The sequence below is a fragment of the Pseudomonas sp. CCI3.1 genome (assembly GCF_034313985.1).
Taxonomy (GTDB): domain Bacteria; phylum Pseudomonadota; class Gammaproteobacteria; order Pseudomonadales; family Pseudomonadaceae; genus Aquipseudomonas; species Aquipseudomonas psychrophila.
Map to the genome: position 1 here is coordinate 2,683,222 of NZ_JAVIWO010000001.1, position 16,772 is coordinate 2,699,993.

A 16,772-nucleotide genomic window follows, 5' to 3' on the forward strand; every position below is an offset into this window, starting at 1 on the left:
TTTTCAAATCACGCAATCCACTTACGATCACCGGTAAAGCTGATGGTGAGCCAGCGAGCACTGTCAGCAGCCCCCAGTAACTCGGATATTTCCTCGCGCAACGCATCGAGCGTTTTCACGCTGGTCAGTGGATAACCCACTGGCAACACGATATGAATCTCGATAAACCGCGCCCGTCCATGCTTCTGCACGTAGGTTTTATAACCCTCAAAACCGTGGCGCGACGACATGTCTTCGAGCACGTCGCGTACTTTGTCATCGAGTTTGTCCGGGGCTATCCCCAGTACATCTCGCAAGGCTGGCTTAAGGATTTTGAACGCCGGGGCCAACATGCTCAGCGCCAGCAAAATCAGGATCGCCGGGTCAACGTAAGCCGCCCACTGTGCATAACCTTGCTGCTTGAGCACCAGAGCCGTGATGAAACTTATCAACAGCCCCACCGACAGCATGGCGTCCACCAGCCAACTGATGTTGTCGAACTGGATCAGGGTGGACTTGAGCTTGCGGTTTTTGCGCCGCACCCAGAAGTAGTATGCAAACTCGATCACGGTAAACACCGCCGCGTAAACAATCACCATCCCCAGCTCGATATCGCGTCCACCATTGATGATGCCGAACACGCCGTTAAGAAAGGCATAGATCGCAATCAATAACAGGAAGCTGCCTTCGATCAACAGCACCATGGGTTCAAGGTGCCAGAAGCCGAACTGGAAACGCTGATTGCTTTCCTTGGCGATCAGTTGCGCCGTAATCAGCATGAGTACTTTGATGAAGGTCGCTATCAAAGAGAAGAACCCATCGAACATGATGGATTCAGAACCCGAAATAAAACCCGTCGCAATGCCCGCAATGGCCACCGCGAACATTAAAAACGTCGATTGCTTGAGCAGTTTCTGCTCACCACGGTTACTCACAAAAACTCCTTTTCAGCCCGATTGGATGCGACCCCCTCAGGAGGTCGCAGGTGGGCTGCCAGGCGTGAGTTTACTACTTGGCGTGGCGTTCGATGGCAAAACCGCTCCAGGACTGCGTGACAGGCATCAGTTCAAGGCGGTTGATGTTGATGTGGGCCGGGGTATTGAGCACCCAGAAAATGGTCTCGGCGATGTCCTGGGGCTGAATCGGCTCAGCACCCTGGTAGGTGGCGTCGTAACGTTCCTTGTCACCGCCAAAGCGCACCATGGAGAACTCGCTCTCGCACAGGCCTGGCTCGACGTTGCTGACCCGTACACCCGTGCCTTGCAAGTCGCAACGCAGGTTCAGGGAGAACTGTTTTACGAACGCCTTGGTGCCGCCATACACGTGGCTGCCAGGGTATGGGTAGCTGCCGGCGATGGAACCCAGGTTGACGATTCCGGCACCGCGACCGTAGGCAATCAGCCGTGGCAGCAGCAGGCGAGTCGTGTAGAGCAGCCCCTTGATGTTGGTGTCGACCATGGTTTCCCAGTCATCGAGGTCACACTTGGGCGCCGGATCGGTGCCCAGCGCCAGGCCAGCATTGTTGATAAGCCCACGCAACTTGCTGAACGAAGGTGGCAGATCGGCAATCGCCGCCTCCATCGCTGCACGGTCACGCACGTCCACTACCAAGCCGTGGACCTCGGTCTGCTTTGACAATTCTTCGCACAGTGCTTTCAAACGATCTTCGCGCCGACCCGTCAGCACCAGTTTCCAGCCTGCTTGTGCAAACTTGCGCGCACACGCCTCACCAAATCCGGAAGTCGCGCCCGTAATAAACAGGGTGGAAGTCATCGTGTTCTCCTTGGCTGGCGGGCATCGGCCGCCATTGAATTGGACGTTGAGCAGAATGCCCCGGCTGGCGTTCAGCGGCAACCCGCTGTGTATTCACCTCAGCGCTGTACGAAAAATGATCATTCTTCGGCAAGCCACTGTGCATAAGGGCTGGAGCCATATGCACTCACCTTATCCACAGGCCCGTCCACAGTCTTTGGGTGTAAGTCGACAATGCTTAAAGCCGCGACTCACAAGGGATTGAGCGTAGGGAAAGGTGTTTTTGACTTGACCTGGACACGCCCCACATGCAGCCGCCCCAAAAAGGTGCAACCAAGGGAAACCCGGCAGATAGCCAGAAGCCAGCAATTACACCGCCTAGCGCATTCTTTCCAGAGTTTAACCACAGACTTATCCACAGGTTAGTCATTATTTCCAGACGCTCTTTATAAGCAAACAAACCTGTTGACAAATCACCCGGAGAGTCAGGGAAAAACCGCTGATCAGAAAACAACCACATCTCTACAGCCCTTGTAGGACGTGGCCTACAGCCAACTACTCCCACGTTACCCACAGCCACCTCCACAGCAAACGGGGACAAGTCAAAATGATGACAAAACAGGGATTTACAGCGGCTTTATGTCGCGGTTTCACAGAAGTGCAATATTGTTTTCCACAATTCAGGGCGGGGGTGATTCAGGGAGGGAATTGTCTGACAAAAGACATGTGGGAGCGGGCTTGCTCGCGATGGCATCGACGCGGTACTTCAGAAAAACCGCAGCGATACCATCGCGGGCAAGCCCGCTCCCACAGAGAGGTGTGAAATGCCTGCTAGTGCCCGCCCAGATAAGCGTTGCGCACTTCTTCGTTACTCAGCAGTTCCTTGCCGGTACCCGTCAGGCGGATTTCGCCGTTGACCATTACATAGGCACGATCCGATAAACGCAGGGCGTGGTTGGCGTTCTGCTCGACAAGGAAGATGGTCATCCCGGTGGTGGCCAATTCGCGCAGGGTGGCAAAAATCTGCTTCACCACGATGGGCGCCAACCCCAGGCTGGGTTCATCCAGCAATAACAGCTTGGGCCGGCTCATCAGTGCGCGGGCGATGGCGAGCATTTGCTGCTCGCCGCCCGACATGGTCATGGCCCTCTGGTTACGCCGCTCCTTGAGCCTTGGGAACAACTCGAACATGCGCTGCATGTCCTCGTCAGCATGCTTGTCGCCAATGGGAATGGTGCCCATCAACAAGTTTTCTTCAACCGACATGTCTGGAAACACGCGGCGGCCCTCCGGCGACTGGGCGATACCGTTGGAGGCAATGTAGTGCGAGGATTTGTGGGTAATGTCCACGCCCTGGTAGATGATTTGTCCACCGCTGGCACGGGGCTGGCCAAAAATCGACATCAGCAGCGTAGATTTTCCCGCACCGTTGGAGCCGATCAGGCTCACGGTTTCACCCTCTTCAATGTGCATCGAGACTTTTTTCAACGCCTGGATCGGCCCGTAGTGAACGTCCAGCTCCTTGAGTTCGAGGATCGTGCTCGTCATATCAGCTCCTCTTCATCTGCGCCGAGGTAGGCAGCAATCACTTTGGGGTCATTACGGATGGCTTCAGGCCCGCCCTCGGCGATCACGTTACCGTGGTCGAGCACCACGATGTGATCGGAAATACTCATGACCATGCCCATGTCGTGCTCAATCAGCACCACGGTCAGGTCGTGTTCATCACGCAGCAGGCGAATCATCCCGCTCAGCGCTTCGGTTTCCTGCGGGTTGAGGCCTGCCGCAGGTTCGTCCAGACAGATGATTTGCGGACGGGTACACATGGCCCGGGCAATCTCCAGACGCCGCTGTTGGCCGTAGGACAATTCACCGGCCAAGCGGTTGGCGCAGTCCACCAGGTCGACCACCTCCAGCCAGTAGAACGCGTGGTCCAGCGCATCGCTTTCGGCCTTGCGATAGCCCTTGGTGTTGAGGATACCGGCGAGCATGTTGCGGTTGACCCACATGTGCTGGGCCACCAGCAGGTTTTCCAGTACCGACATTTCCTTGAACAGACGAATGTTCTGAAAGGTGCGGGCCAGGCCTGAGCGGTTGACCAGGTGGGTACCACCGAACATTTTGTAGTACAGACGGCTGGCGAACGCCTTGGGCGATACAAAGTCAGCCAGTTTGAAGGGCTCGCCCAACAACTTGATGACGTTGGTGCGAGTGCCTCGGGCATTGAGCTCGATCTTGCCGCCGCTGGCCTTGTAGAAGCCGGTCAGGCAGTTGAAGACGGTGGTTTTACCGGCACCGTTGGGGCCGATCAGGGCAAAGATCGAGTTGCGCTTGACCTTCAGGCTCACATCGCTCAGGGCCTTGATCCCGCCAAAGTGCATCATCAGTTTATCGACCGAGAGCACAACGTCGTCATTCAGAGTGGGCTCGTTCATGGCGCGACCCCCTTGCGTAGCGTAACACCGACACGGCTGATGCGGATCAGGCCTCGTGGTCGCCAGATCATCATCAACACCATCAAGACACCAAACAGCAACACCCGGTATTCGGCAAAGCTGCGCAGCAGTTCAGGAGCCACAGTCAGCACGAAGGCCGCGATCACCACACCCACCGTTGAACCCATGCCGCCGAGCACCACAATCGCGAGGATCAAGGCCGACTCAAAGAAGGTAAACGAAGACGGGTTCACAAAACCTTGATAGCTGGCGAAGAACACCCCGGCCAGACCCGCCGTGGAAGCACCAATGGTGAACGCAGAAAGTTTGACCAGCACATGGTTCAGGCCCATGGAGCGGCAGGCGATTTCATCTTCGCGCAGCGCTTCCCAGGCGCGGCCAATCGGCATGCGGGTAAGACGGTGCTTGATGTACAGCACCAGCAGCACCACCAGGAACAACACAATATAGATAAACAGGAACTTGATATTGGGGTTGTATTCCAGGCCGAAGAACTCATGAAACGGCACCCCGCCATCTTTGGCGCGACGGCCGAACTCAAGCCCGAAGAAGGTCGGCGATGGCACCGGCATACCGTTTGGACCACCGGTAAACGACAGCCAGTTATTGAGGACCAGACGAATGATTTCACCAAAACCCAGGGTCACGATGGCCAGGTAGTCGCCATGCATTCGCAACACCGGGAACCCGAGAATGCACCCCGCCATCGCCGCCGCAATAGCCGCCAGCGGCAGCACCGTCCAGAAACCCAGCCCCAGATACTGATAGCCCAACGCCAAGCCATATGCACCAATCGCATAGAACGCGACATACCCCAGATCGAGCAAACCGGCCAGGCCGACTACGATGTTCAGCCCAAGCCCGAGCAGCACATAGATCAGGCCCAGGATCACCACGGTCAGCAGGTATTTGTTGGCGAAAAACGGGAACACGATAGCAATCACGATCAGCAGCGGCACAATCCAGCGCAGTCGGGACTTGTAGTCCGGCGCCAGCACATGCACGCCGGAGCCTGAGGACTCAAAGCCCTGAAGGATTTTCAGGCCCTTGGACGTCTGTAAAAACAGGCTCAGGGCAAAGCGCCCGATCATCACGATTGCCACCAGCCAGCCCACCCGGGCAGGCTGCAAGTTGAAGCTATAGCCGTCGAGCACTACCCCCACGATAGGGCCGAACACAATCAATGAAATCAACCCGGCCAGGATCGAATCGATGACGCTTTTTTTGATATCAATCGGTTTATTAATGGCTACAGACATACTTACACCTTCGCCACGAGAGGACGACCCAGCAGGCCTTGGGGACGGAAAATCAGAATCAGCACCAGCAGTGAGAAACTGAACACGTCCTTGTAATCCGAGTTAATCAACCCGGCAAAAAGCGACTCGGAAATACCCAGGATGATCCCGCCGAGCATGGCGCCGGGCAGTGATCCAATCCCGCCGAGTACCGCCGCGGTGAACGCCTTGATCCCGATGATGAAACCGGCATAGAAGTCGAACGTGCCGTAGTTCATGGTGATCAGCACACCGGCCAGTGCGGCCATGGCTGCACCTATCACAAACACGTAGGAGATCACCCGATCGGTGTTGATCCCAAGGATGGACGCCATCTTGCGGTCTTGTTGGGTGGCGCGGCACATGCGGCCCAGCTTGGTGTATTTGATGATGTAGGTCAGCAGGCCCATGCCCACGAAGGCCGCGAGCAGAATGAAGACTTTGGTGTAGGTCAGTTGTACAAAACCTGTGCCGATATCGACGCGCCAGGCGCCACTGAGCAACGTAGGAACACCCTGCTGGCGCGAGCCCTGGGCGATTTGTACATAGTTTTGCAGAATCAGGGAAATACCGATGGCGCTGATCAGCGGCGCCAGCCGTGTGGAGTTACGCAGGGGTTTGTAGGCCACGCGCTCAATCACCCAGCCATACACACCCGTGACCACAACCGTGAAAATCAGGGTGCCCAACATCAGCAGCGGGAAGGATTCAATACCGAAGTATGCCAACAGAGCCAGACTGATCGCCGCCAGGTAAGCAGAGATCATGTACACCTCGCCGTGGGCGAAGTTGATCATGCCGATGATGCCATAAACCATTGTGTAGCCGATGGCGATCAGGCCGTAGACAGACCCGAGGGTCAGGCCGTTCAGCAGTTGCTGTAGGAAAATACCGTCCATAACGCAATCTCACGCACTTGAGCCATTGCGCAGACGCACGCCAGCCACGCCGTCTGAGGACAACTTGGCTGGCAGGGTGCGCGCGACTCCTGGAAAAGAAGACAGGTGATGCAGATACATTCCCACCTGATGCCAGCCGAAGCTGGCGTCAGGTGAGTGATTCATCTCACTTCTGTTTTTCCAGCTGGTGATATTTGCCGTCCTTGTCCCACTGGTACACCACATAGTCGGAGACTTTGAGGTCACCTTTGCTGTCCCAGGACTTCTCGCCCATCACGGTTTTAACCGGGTTGGCCTTGAGCCACTTGGCGGCGTCTTCACCTTTATTGGACTTGGCACCATTGAAGGCGTCAGCCAGGGCTTGAACCGAAGCATAGGCGTACAGGGTGTAGCCCTCAGGCTCAGTGCCTGCCTTGCGGAACTCTTCAACCACGGCCTTGCTGTCTGGCAGCAGGCGCGGATCGGCGCCGAAGGTCATGTACACGCCGTCAACGTACTGAGGGCCGCCTGCAGTGGTGACCAGTTCATCGGTAACCACACCATCATCGGACATGAATTTCACGTCCTTGAGGCCCTGCTCACGCAGTTGGCGCACCAGGGGACCCGCTTCCGGGTGTAAACCACCGAAGTACACGACATCGGCGCCGTTTGAGCGAATTTTGGTGACGACGGCGCTGAAGTCTTTTTCGCCACGGGTCAGGCCTTCATACAACACGGGAGTCACGCCGCGTTTGACCAACTGTGCCTTGGTGGCATCCGCCAGGCCTTGGCCATAGGTGTCCTTGTCGTGCAGCACGGCCACTTTTTTGCCTTTGAGCACGTCGACAATGTAGTCCGCCGCCACAATGCCTTGCTGGTCATCACGCCCGCACATGCGGAACATGGCGCTCAAGCCACGCTCGGTCACTGCCGGGTTGGTTGAGCCCGGTGTAATCGCTATCACGCCAGCATCGGCGTACACCTCAGAGGCTGGGATGGTGGATGAAGAACAGAAGTGCCCTACTACACCGGCCACTTTGTCCTGATCGACCAATCGGTTGGCAACAGCAACGGCCTGTTTGGGCTCGCACGCGTCGTCCCCTGCGACCAGAACGATTTTCTCGCCATTAACACCGCCGGCTGCGTTGATCTTGTCCGCTGCCGCTTTTGCACCCTTCATGTACTGCTCGCCAAATGCCGCGTTAGCGCCAGTCATCGGCCCCGCTACACCGATCTTAAGATCCGCCTGAACAAACGAAGAAACACCCAGCGCTGCTGCCACTGCGAGGGCCAGAAAACCTTTCTTGTAGAACGTCTGCGACATGAGGTGGTGCTCCTGAGGTTTTATTAGATGGCACTTCGACTTCACGTAAAGCTCAGAGCAAGCCGCGTGCCATTGGCTTTTTATTCTTAAAAAAGTCGTTCTTTTGTTGTTTTATCGACTGTTTCGAGCCCATTTTCATTGGGCGTGCAACCGTCTAAACCGAGGAAGGTGAAACCGCTAAGTCATTGAAGGCGCAACCGGTCACGACAAACGTTGCAACCGGGTTGCCCTGCATTGTGCAACCCACTTGTAACCAGCTGCGTCACCGAACTGCACACTCTCGGTGCATGACTGCTACAAGCAGCACCACTAAAGGCTAGCTGCTGGCCAGCGAAACGCTGTGCCGCCCGAAAAAAACCTCTTCAGATCACAATTCTCAAACATTGGCCGGCGTGATACAGCGAGAAACCGGCTTCGTACAAACAGCTGCGCAACCCCGTCCCAGAGAGCGGCCGCATCGGCGCAAAAGGAATCGGCAAGGCCTTCGCATCGCCGTTGCACAGGTAGTCGGCAAACGCCTTTCCCACCACGCTGCCCGTGGTCACGCCACGGCCGTTGTATCCCGTCACTGCCACCAAACCGGGCGCTGGCTCGAATAAACGCATCAGGTGGTCAGGCGTAAAGGCGATGCAACCGGTCCAGGTGCACTCCCACTCCACGCCCTTGAGGTACGGAAAGTAATGCTGTTGAACGCGATCGGCCCAGGCCTTTAGAAACCACGCAGGTTTTTGATTGCCGTTACCCAGGCTGCCCAACAATAAACGGCCATCTGCATCGCGGCGGATGCTGCTCAATACCTGACGCGTGTCCCACGAACCCTGGCCACCGGGCAGGATGCGTTCGGCGGTGGCATCGGTCAGTGGTTTGGAGGCGACCTGATAGTAGTAACCAGGGAAGAAGTTACGTCGCAGGTCAGTCCATTCACCTTCGGTGTAGGCATTGGACGCCAGCACCACCTGTTCAGCACTGACCGCACCCTGAGCAGTCTCTACTGACCAGCGTGTGCCCTGGCGCTCTAACCCGGTGACTGGCGAATGGTCAAACAGACGCCCGCCCAGATCACTGGCAGCCTTGGCCAGGCCCGAGGTGTAAGCCATCGGGTTGAGTGTCCCCGCACGCCGGTCGAGCAAGGCCGCGGCGATTTTCGGGGTGCCGGTGGCAGCTTCGCACGCAGCACCTGTGAGCAGTTCAACCGGTGCTCCGCGCCGCTTCCATTGCGCTTCGCGGCTGCGCAAATCGGCTTCGCCCCGGGCGTTATGGGCCATGTGCAACGTGCCTTCGCGGCGCAACTGGCAGTCGATCCGGTATTTGTCGATCAGGCTGAATACCAGCGCAGGCGCTGCCCCGAGCATGCGATTGAGCTGGCTGCCCACGGCTTCGCCGAAGCCCGCCTCAATGTCATCCGGCGGGATCCACATCCCGGCATTGACCAACCCCACGTTACGCCCCGAACCGCCGTGACCGGTGCGATGCGCTTCCAGCACACAGACGCTTTTGCCCTGTTCAAGCAAATGGATGGCGGCCGACAGTCCGGTGATGCCAGCCCCAATCACACACACATCAACATTCAGTTCGCCCTTGAAAGTGGGCGCCTGAGGACGTTGTGGGGTGAGGTTTTCCCACAAACACTGTTCGAGTAAAGGCATTGCCAAGCTCCAGAAATGAAACCTAACGGTGATGCAATCATGGGCGCAACGGGTGTGGGAGCGGGCTTGCTCGCGATGCAGACAACTCGGTCTGGCTGGCAGACCGCAGCGATGCTATCGCGAGCAAGCCCGCTCCCACCGTATCCTCCCACCACAGGTGACTCAGGGCTTACCTCAATCGAAGGTAATCCCCTGGGCCAACGGCAGTTCCAGCGAGTAATTGACGGTATTGGTCTGGCGACGCATGTAGCCGCGCCACGCATCAGAACCCGACTCGCGACCGCCACCCGTTTCTTTCTCGCCACCGAAAGCACCGCCAATCTCCGCGCCACTTGGGCCGATGTTGACGTTGGCAATCCCGCAGTCACTGCCGGTGGCAGACATGAATTGCTCGGCCTCACGCACGTCGGTGGTGAAGATGCATGACGACAAGCCCTGGGGTACGGCGTTATTCAGGCGCAAAGCCTCGGCAAAGTCGCGGTAACCAACCACGTACAAAATCGGGGCGAAGGTTTCGTCGCATACCACATCGCTCTGCTCCGGCATTTCAACAATGGCCGGGGCTACGTAGTAAGCGCCGGGATACTGGCCGGCCAGTTGACGCTCACCACCAAACACTCGCCCGCCTTCGCTCAGGGCCTGCTCCAGTGCGTCCTGCATGTTTTCAAAGCTGTGCTTGTCGATCAGCGGCCCCACCAGGTTGCCTTGCAGCGGGTGGCCGATACGGACTTTGGAATAGGCGGCCTTGAGCCGAGTGACGATTTCTTCCTTGACCGATTCGTGGGCAATCAGGCGGCGCAAGCTGGTGCAACGCTGGCCGGCGGTACCCACGGCACTGAACAGAATGGCGCGTACGGCCATATCCAGATCGGCGCTCGGGGCCAGGATCATTGCGTTGTTACCGCCCAGCTCCAGAATGCTGCGGGCAAAGCGGGCCGCGACTATGGGCGCCACTTCACGCCCCATGCGCGTGCTGCCGGTAGCGCTGATCAGTGCCACACGCGGGTCTTCCACCAGGGCCTGACCCGCATCACGACCGCCGATAATCACTTGAGCCAGGTACTTGGGAGCGTCGGTGAATGAATTCAGGACCCGATCAAACAATGCCTGGCAAGCCAGCGCGGTGAGCGGAGTTTTCTCGGACGGTTTCCAGATCACCGCGTTTCCGCATACCAGCGCCAGAGCGGTATTCCAGGCCCAGACAGCCACGGGGAAGTTGAATGCACTGATCACCCCGACCACGCCCAGCGGGTGCCAGGTCTCACGCATATGATGGCCTGGGCGCTCGGAAGCAATGGTCAAACCGTAAAGCTGACGCGACAGGCCGACGGCGAAGTCGCAAATGTCGATCATTTCCTGCACTTCGCCCAGACCTTCCTGGGTGATTTTGCCCGCTTCCCACGACACCAGCTCACCCAGATCAGCCTTGTATTCACGCAGCAAATCACCGAATTGACGGACCAGCTCTCCACGGCGCGGAGCCGGCACCTTGCGCCAGGCCTCGAATGCGTGCTCGGCGCGGGTCACGTGCTGCTCGGTTTCGGCAGCACCTTCCCAGTGCACAGCGCCTATCTGGCTGCCATCAACCGGCGTGTAAACCGGCTGAGTGCCCTGTTGGTACAGCGCGGGGTTCACACCCAGACGATCCAGTAATGCAGCAACCATTGAAGACACTCCTTGAGCAGAAAAATGTTTCACAGGCCTTTAGTTGTAGCTGGCCGGCATTGCTGCAACAAACGACCTTTAAGCGAGATATCATTCCGAAAATTCATGCTGCGTTGGTAACCTTGCCTGACAACAAGAATTAGGGGCCTTTCATGCTCAACAAGCGCCATTTACCCTCGATCACGGCGTTGCAGTGTTTTGAAGCCGTCACTCGCCATTTGAGCTTCACCCGCGCGGCCGAAGAGCTGAACCTGACCCAAAGTGCTGTCAGCAAACAGGTCGCGCAGCTGGAGGAACTGTTGCAGCACTTGCTGTTTCGCCGGGTGCGACGCCGCTTGCAGCTGACGCCCGCGGGTGATTTGTATCTGGTAGAAGTCCGAAAAATCCTGACCCAGATCGAAATGTCGACTCATACCCTGCGCTCCTATGGCGGCGAAACGGAGGTCCTGCGGGTTTCGACGCCTTCAACCTTCGGTGCACGCTGGCTGGTACCGCGACTCAAGGGTTGGGGCATACGCCATCCGCATATCCACCTGGACCTGTGCAACGAGCAGCAAGGCGACGACCTGCTGCAAGGGCGCAGCGATCTGGCGTTTTATTTTGGCCAGGGCTCACGACCCGGTACCGAAAGCCTGAAGCTGTTTGGCGAAGAACTGGTCGCGGTGTGCGCACCCGCGAGCCTGCCCCGCACTACGTTCACCGACCCGACCCAACTCACCGATCTGGTGCTGTTGCAAAACGCCTCGCGGCCGCAGGCATGGCACGAATGGTTTGAGCATCAGGGCTTTTGCACCGACCACAGCTATCACGGGCCGCGCTTTGATACCTTTTATATGTGCATCCGTGCGGCACAAGTGGGGTGTGGCGTAGCCTTGCTACCCAGGTTTCTGGTGGAAGAGGAATTGGCCGACGGCAAACTGGTCATCGCCTGGCAGCACCTGATGCCGAGTCATGACTCCTATTACCTGGCGTATCCTGAGCATTCGGCAGGCGTGCCAAAGGTGCGCGCGTTTGTGAGCTGGATGATGGAGCAACTGAATGACCCGCTCCCCGAGGGTAGAAACAGGCTTCAACCCTAAAAACCGCTGGCATAACCGCCTGCGGATATGCGCCACTAGCGCCATTCATTGAAAAAGCTGAACACCGTGGCAATAAGGCACGGGCAGCATGGAGATTGCCGCTATGAGCGAGAGTGTATTTGCCGATCGCATCGTGCAGAACCTGCTCGACACCGACTTCTACAAATTGACCATGATGCAGGCGGTGCTGCACAACTACCCCAACGTTGAAGTCGAGTGGGAATTCCGCTGCCGCAACAGTGAGGATTTACGACCTTACCTCAACGAGATTCGCCACCAGATCGAACGCCTGGGCGAGCTGAGCATGACTCAGGACCAGTTGGGGTTCCTGGAACGAATCACGTTTATGAAGCCCGACTTCATACGCTTTCTGGGCCTGTTTCGCTTCAATATGCGCTACGTGCACACCGCTATCGAAAACGGCGAGCTGGTTATCCGCCTGCGAGGGCCGTGGCTGCATGTGATTTTGTTTGAAGTACCAATGCTGGCGATTGTCAGCGAAGTACGTAACCGCTCGCGCTATGCAGACACGGTGCTGTCCCAGGCCCGCGAACAGCTGTACCGCAAGTTTGACTGGTTGCAGGCCAACGCCAGTGCTGAAGAATTGTCCGAGTTGCAGGTCGCCGATTTCGGCACTCGCCGACGTTTTTCGTATCGCGTGCAGGAAGAAGTGGTCAGCGTGCTCAAGCATGACTTCCCCGGACGCTTTGTCGGCACCAGCAACGTCAACCTGTCCCGCGAGCTGGACATGAAGCCCTTGGGCACCATGGCCCACGAATGGATCATGGCCCACCAGCAACTGGGCCCCCGGCTGATCGACAGTCAGAGCGCAGCGCTCGATTGCTGGGTGCGTGAGTACCGTGGGCTGCTGGGCATTGCCCTGACGGACTGCATCACCACCGACGCCTTTCTGAAAGACTTTGATCTGTACTTTGCCAAGCTGTTCGACGGCTTGCGCCACGACTCGGGTGACCCGGTTGTATGGGCTGAAAAATGCATAGCCCACTACCACAAGCTGGGCATTGATCCGATGAGCAAGACCCTGGTGTTCTCCGACAGCCTGACCCTGCCCCGCGCGCTGGAGATTTTCCGGGCACTGCGCGGCAGGATCAACGTCAGCTTCGGTATCGGCACCAACCTGACCTGCGACATTCCGGGTGTTGAGCCGATGAGCATCGTGCTTAAAATGACCGCCTGTAATGGCTCGCCAGTGGCCAAGATCTCGGATGAGCCGGGCAAGACCCATTGCTCGGACCCAAACTTCGCCGCCTATTTGCGCCACGTTTTCCAAGTTCCTGAACAGTCTTCCAAGGAGTGAATCATGCAGGCCGTACAGCGTCAGATTGCTCAAGACCTCAAGGTCCAGCCGCCGTTTAAAGACCTCTCGGCCCTTGAGGCCGAGGTCGCCCGTCGCATCACTTTTATTCAGTGCTGCCTGCACAATGCCAGGCTCAAGACCCTGGTACTGGGCATCAGCGGCGGGGTCGATTCACTGACCGCAGGGCTGATGGCACAACGGGCAGTCCAGCAGTTGCGCGAGCAGACCGGCGACCCGTCTTATCGATTCATTGCCGTGCGCTTGCCGTACGGGGTGCAGCACGACGAAATCGATGCCACGGCGGCTGTGGACTTCATCAATCCGGACGAGCGCCAGACCGTCAACATCGGCCCTGCGGTCAAGGCCCTGGCGGCTGAAGTCACGGCCTTTGAAGGCAAGCCCCCGGCCACCGTTGATTTTGTGCTGGGCAATACCAAGGCGCGGATGCGCATGGTGGCGCAGTACACCATCGCCGGCGCAACGGGCGGGCTGGTGATCGGCACTGACCATGCAGCGGAAGCGGTCATGGGTTTCTTCACCAAATTCGGTGATGGTTCCTGCGATCTGGCGCCGCTCAGTGGCCTGGTGAAGCATCAGGTGCGGGCAATTGCCCGGCATTTTGGCGCCCCGGAATCGTTGGTGGAAAAAGTCCCGACTGCTGACCTTGAAGACCTGGAGCCGGGCAAGCCTGATGAAGCGTCACACGGTGTGACCTATGCCGAGATCGATGCTTTTTTACATGGCCAACCGGTGAGCGAAGAGGCCTTCAGGATCATCAGCAGTACGTACGAAAAGACTCACCACAAACGTGAGATGCCGTTCGCGCCTTGAGCACCTTGGGCACACTTAACCCCCACCCTAGCCCTCTCCTGGAACGCTAGGGTGGGGGCTTTCGGCGACCCGGAAAAAACGGAATGAACCCCGCATTTTTTTTCGCTTGTCGCTCCCGCACTCAAAGGCTTTGATAGGCGTCTATTTCGTCGCCAGAGCCCTGCCCCATGTCTTCTTTCGATGGTTTGTTCTCACTTGTCGATTCCTTGCTCGGTCAATCGGCATCCGGTTGGTTGCGCAAGCATGTCGAGGTACCTGAAAGCCTGCTGCGCTTCAGTTGGCATGATCAGGCGCTGCACCGGGTCTGGCTGGCCGAAGCACTGAACCTGTGCCTGCTGCACAAGCTGGTAGAAGCCGTGCCGGATGGCCGTCGTTATGTAGAAGAACAGGTCCAGCAAGGTCGCAAAGTGGTATTTGACCACGGTGCCATTCGCACGGTGGACTGGCCCGTTAACGGTGAGTTACCCCGTGGCCGTCAGGCGTTTTCGCGCTTGCTCGAGCCGTTGGGTTTTACTGACGTGCGAACTTATCCACTGACCAAGCTGAACATGACCGGTTGGGGCTACAGACAAATGGACCTGCCCGAGGACATCGCTCAGTTCTTTGTCTCGGAACTGCACCCCGGCCGTTTCAGCGAGGCCTTTGCGCAGGCCGTCTCTCGCGTAGTCGGTTCCAGCGTGGACCCACTGCAGCCGGAACATGAAAGCATCCTCAGACGCTTGAGCCTTACCCGTCATTGCAGCCTGAGCGAAGCAAAAACGTTGTTGCCGGCGCTGTATCAAGCATTCGGGCGCCAACATGGGGTGGTGCAGGAAACGGACTACCAGTGCCTGCTCAATGAAAGCGCCGAAATGGCCTGGATTGCCACTGAGGGCAACAGTTTCAACCACCTGACCGACCGGGTTCTGGACCTGGAAGCATGCGTCGCACAACAACGCGACCTGCAGCGACCGATGAAGGACAGCATTGAAGTTTCGGCCTCTGGCCGAGTGATGCAAACCGCGTATCGCGCCAGTACGGTCAGCCGTGGCCTGATCGATGCCGCAGGGGTGTACCGCGAACACGCCGTGCCTGGCTCGTTTGTGGAGTTTATCCAGCGCGAGGTCGACCCCGATACCGGTCTGATAGACCTGAACTTTGACAGCAGTAACGCCCAGGGCATTTTCAAGATGACCGACTCAAAGGCCTGAATGCAAACAGCCCTGACGGCGCATGGCACGTCAGGGCTGCTGGAGGGCTCGCGGGGTCTTATTTAAGAACCACAGCGCCTTTCATCATCGAGTTGTGGCCCGGGAAGGTGCAGAAGAACTCATATTCTTCGCCCGCCTTGAGCTTGGCCACGTCGAAGGTCACGGAGTCTTTCTCGCCAGCGCCGATCACTTTGGTGTGGGCAATGACGCGCTCGTCACCGTCCTTGAGGTAGTTTTTATCCAGACCGGCAGCAATACCGTCGGTGGAAACTGCCTGCATGTCTGCCTTTTTGCTCAAGACCCAGTTATGGCCCATGACGTTTTTCGGCAAGTTGCCGGAGTGCGTCAGGTTAACGGTGAACGTCTTGCAGGATTTGTCGATGACGATCTCTTTCGTGTTGTAAGACATTTGGTCAGTCGAATCGACAGTCACAGCGCACTCTGCCGCCAGCAAATGGCCGCTGGCCAGGGTCAAAAGGGATACCGCAACAACTTTGGCAAACATGGTCTATCTCCAAGGCAGGGTATGAAAAACTAAAATCTGTATACAGATTGCCTGAAAATTGTCTCGATTCATATGATCTGCGTCATGGTCTATCGCCGCGATCGAGAGAATCCATCCCAAAATGGACTTCAGGCCTATAACCTTAGGTCATCATTTTGATAATTGGGGGAATAAGTAATGGGACTTCCTGCATTGATGACCTGTTTGCTTGCCACGTATGCCTGCGGTGCTTGTGGTCATGACCGCCTTCGGTCAGAGATTTAATCCACAACGGTCTTTTGGGTGGGTGTAGAGTCGTATTTTTAGCGCAAAGTACAACCTTGCAAAAACCCAGCTAACGGCTAAGCACTAATACAGGGCAGAATACGCGCCGCTTAACCTCACCTTCGACCCCAAGAGGATCGCCCATGGCCAAACCAAACTATAACTTCGCTAAGCGTCAAAGAGACTTGGCTAAAGAGCAGAAGAAAGAGGAAAAGCTCGCCCGCAAGAAAGCAGCTGCTGAAGGCGGCATCGTAGACACAGAGCTGGACCAGGACGTCGACACCGAAAATGAAGGCGCCGCAGAAGATACCGGCGCCACAGAAGATAAAGCTCCAACCGCTTGAGCCCCACCTAGGCCCGGTTATCCACAACCCGGCCCACAGGATCTGTGATCAGGATCAGCAGCCCGGCTGTTGATCCTCGCAGTCAGCCTGTCGCCCTCTCAGACGCTTCAAACCTCTTTCCCTGACTCCCTGCTCAGCAATCAACCTACACACGCCTGGCCGGCTTCTCAGCGCGCAGAAAGCACAACGCCAGCCCGAAGGCTGGCGTTGTAGGTGAATACTGCGCGGTTTCTTGTGGGAGCGAGCCCGCTCGCGAAGGTCTCA

At 57.3% G+C, this 16,772-nt stretch carries 16 protein-coding genes; 5 read left to right on the forward strand and 11 right to left on the reverse strand.

Annotated elements, in window-relative coordinates:
- Positions 1–8: 8 nt before the first annotated feature.
- The 10 genes from RGV06_RS12255 to RGV06_RS12300 all read right to left on the reverse strand — a co-directional run bounded on the left by RGV06_RS12255 (position 9) and on the right by RGV06_RS12300 (position 10,977).
- Complete coding sequence (locus RGV06_RS12255) at positions 9–914, reverse strand: cation diffusion facilitator family transporter (protein ID WP_019826192.1); 906 nt, start codon at positions 912–914, stop codon at positions 9–11.
- 73 nt (positions 915–987) lie between these two features.
- Positions 988–1,752, reverse strand: a complete 765-nt coding sequence (locus RGV06_RS12260; protein ID WP_019826194.1) for an SDR family oxidoreductase — start codon at positions 1,750–1,752, stop codon at positions 988–990.
- 810 nt (positions 1,753–2,562) lie between these two features.
- Complete coding sequence (locus RGV06_RS12265; protein ID WP_019826195.1) at positions 2,563–3,279, reverse strand: ABC transporter ATP-binding protein; 717 nt, start codon at positions 3,277–3,279, stop codon at positions 2,563–2,565.
- Positions 3,276–4,166, reverse strand: a complete 891-nt coding sequence (locus RGV06_RS12270) for an ABC transporter ATP-binding protein (RefSeq protein WP_322150102.1) — start codon at positions 4,164–4,166, stop codon at positions 3,276–3,278. Before RGV06_RS12270 ends, RGV06_RS12265 begins: the two co-directional genes overlap by 4 nt.
- Positions 4,163–5,446 carry a high-affinity branched-chain amino acid ABC transporter permease LivM gene (livM, locus tag RGV06_RS12275; protein WP_322150103.1) on the reverse strand — a complete coding sequence of 428 codons (1,284 nt, stop codon included), beginning with the start codon at positions 5,444–5,446 and terminating at the stop codon, positions 4,163–4,165. The genes RGV06_RS12270 and livM overlap by 4 nt, the downstream gene beginning before the upstream one ends.
- A gap of 2 nt (positions 5,447–5,448) precedes the next feature.
- Positions 5,449–6,363, reverse strand: coding sequence for an ABC transporter permease subunit (locus RGV06_RS12280; RefSeq protein ID WP_019826198.1), 915 nt, complete (start codon positions 6,361–6,363; stop codon positions 5,449–5,451).
- 9 nt (positions 6,364–6,372) lie between these two features.
- Positions 6,373–6,528, reverse strand: a complete 156-nt coding sequence (locus RGV06_RS12285) for a hypothetical protein (protein ID WP_019826199.1) — start codon at positions 6,526–6,528, stop codon at positions 6,373–6,375.
- A 1-nt stretch (position 6,529) separates the two neighbouring features.
- Positions 6,530–7,666, reverse strand: a complete 1,137-nt coding sequence (locus RGV06_RS12290) for a branched-chain amino acid ABC transporter substrate-binding protein (RefSeq protein ID WP_019826201.1) — start codon at positions 7,664–7,666, stop codon at positions 6,530–6,532.
- A gap of 362 nt (positions 7,667–8,028) precedes the next feature.
- Entirely contained in the window at positions 8,029–9,312 is a 1,284-nt protein-coding gene (locus RGV06_RS12295) for an NAD(P)/FAD-dependent oxidoreductase (RefSeq protein ID WP_019826202.1), read from the reverse strand.
- A 174-nt stretch (positions 9,313–9,486) separates the two neighbouring features.
- Positions 9,487–10,977, reverse strand: coding sequence for an aldehyde dehydrogenase family protein (locus RGV06_RS12300; RefSeq protein ID WP_046809181.1), 1,491 nt, complete (start codon positions 10,975–10,977; stop codon positions 9,487–9,489).
- A 152-nt stretch (positions 10,978–11,129) separates the two neighbouring features.
- On the opposite strand from RGV06_RS12300, the gene RGV06_RS12305 reads away from it, so the two are divergent.
- The 4 genes from RGV06_RS12305 to RGV06_RS12320 all read left to right on the forward strand — a co-directional run bounded on the left by RGV06_RS12305 (position 11,130) and on the right by RGV06_RS12320 (position 15,395).
- On the forward strand, positions 11,130–12,056 hold the full coding sequence (locus RGV06_RS12305; protein WP_019826206.1) for a LysR family transcriptional regulator: 927 nt from the start codon (positions 11,130–11,132) through the stop codon (positions 12,054–12,056).
- A 103-nt stretch (positions 12,057–12,159) separates the two neighbouring features.
- A complete protein-coding gene (gene pncB, locus RGV06_RS12310; RefSeq protein ID WP_019826208.1) occupies positions 12,160–13,374 on the forward strand; it encodes a nicotinate phosphoribosyltransferase in 1,215 nt (404 codons plus the stop codon).
- A 3-nt stretch (positions 13,375–13,377) separates the two neighbouring features.
- Positions 13,378–14,205, forward strand: a complete 828-nt coding sequence (nadE, locus tag RGV06_RS12315) for an ammonia-dependent NAD(+) synthetase (RefSeq protein WP_322150105.1) — start codon at positions 13,378–13,380, stop codon at positions 14,203–14,205.
- Between the two features lie 167 nt (positions 14,206–14,372).
- Positions 14,373–15,395: a DUF1338 domain-containing protein gene (locus RGV06_RS12320; protein WP_322150106.1), complete on the forward strand. Its 1,023-nt coding sequence runs from the start codon at positions 14,373–14,375 to the stop codon at positions 15,393–15,395.
- A gap of 58 nt (positions 15,396–15,453) precedes the next feature.
- Here RGV06_RS12320 and azu read toward each other — a convergent pair whose 3' ends face one another.
- Positions 15,454–15,900, reverse strand: a complete 447-nt coding sequence (azu, locus tag RGV06_RS12325; protein ID WP_016783322.1) for an azurin — start codon at positions 15,898–15,900, stop codon at positions 15,454–15,456.
- A gap of 407 nt (positions 15,901–16,307) precedes the next feature.
- Here azu and RGV06_RS12330 point away from each other — a divergent pair, with 407 nt between their 5' ends.
- Complete coding sequence (locus tag RGV06_RS12330; RefSeq protein WP_019826214.1) at positions 16,308–16,508, forward strand: hypothetical protein; 201 nt, start codon at positions 16,308–16,310, stop codon at positions 16,506–16,508.
- Positions 16,509–16,772: the final 264 nt, after the last annotated feature.

Excerpts from the sequence above, each read along its gene's own strand:
- RGV06_RS12260 (WP_019826194.1), bottom strand. The coding sequence starts at position 1,752 with ATGACTTCCACCCTGTTTATTACGGGCGCGACTTCCGGATTTGGTGAG.
- RGV06_RS12270 (WP_322150102.1), bottom strand. The coding sequence starts at position 4,166 with ATGAACGAGCCCACTCTGAATGACGACGTTGTGCTCTCGGTCGATAAA.
- RGV06_RS12295 (WP_019826202.1), bottom strand. The coding sequence starts at position 9,312 with ATGCCTTTACTCGAACAGTGTTTGTGGGAAAACCTCACCCCACAACGT.
- nadE (WP_322150105.1), top strand. The coding sequence starts at position 13,378 with ATGCAGGCCGTACAGCGTCAGATTGCTCAAGACCTCAAGGTCCAGCCG.
- RGV06_RS12285 (WP_019826199.1), bottom strand. The coding sequence starts at position 6,528 with ATGAATCACTCACCTGACGCCAGCTTCGGCTGGCATCAGGTGGGAATG.
- RGV06_RS12305 (WP_019826206.1), top strand. The coding sequence starts at position 11,130 with ATGCTCAACAAGCGCCATTTACCCTCGATCACGGCGTTGCAGTGTTTT.
- livM (WP_322150103.1), bottom strand. The coding sequence starts at position 5,446 with ATGTCTGTAGCCATTAATAAACCGATTGATATCAAAAAAAGCGTCATC.
- RGV06_RS12300 (WP_046809181.1), bottom strand. The coding sequence starts at position 10,977 with ATGGTTGCTGCATTACTGGATCGTCTGGGTGTGAACCCCGCGCTGTAC.
- RGV06_RS12265 (WP_019826195.1), bottom strand. The coding sequence starts at position 3,279 with ATGACGAGCACGATCCTCGAACTCAAGGAGCTGGACGTTCACTACGGG.
- azu (WP_016783322.1), bottom strand. The coding sequence starts at position 15,900 with ATGTTTGCCAAAGTTGTTGCGGTATCCCTTTTGACCCTGGCCAGCGGC.
- RGV06_RS12330 (WP_019826214.1), top strand. The coding sequence starts at position 16,308 with ATGGCCAAACCAAACTATAACTTCGCTAAGCGTCAAAGAGACTTGGCT.
- RGV06_RS12290 (WP_019826201.1), bottom strand. The coding sequence starts at position 7,666 with ATGTCGCAGACGTTCTACAAGAAAGGTTTTCTGGCCCTCGCAGTGGCA.
- pncB (WP_019826208.1), top strand. The coding sequence starts at position 12,160 with ATGAGCGAGAGTGTATTTGCCGATCGCATCGTGCAGAACCTGCTCGAC.
- RGV06_RS12320 (WP_322150106.1), top strand. The coding sequence starts at position 14,373 with ATGTCTTCTTTCGATGGTTTGTTCTCACTTGTCGATTCCTTGCTCGGT.
- RGV06_RS12280 (WP_019826198.1), bottom strand. The coding sequence starts at position 6,363 with ATGGACGGTATTTTCCTACAGCAACTGCTGAACGGCCTGACCCTCGGG.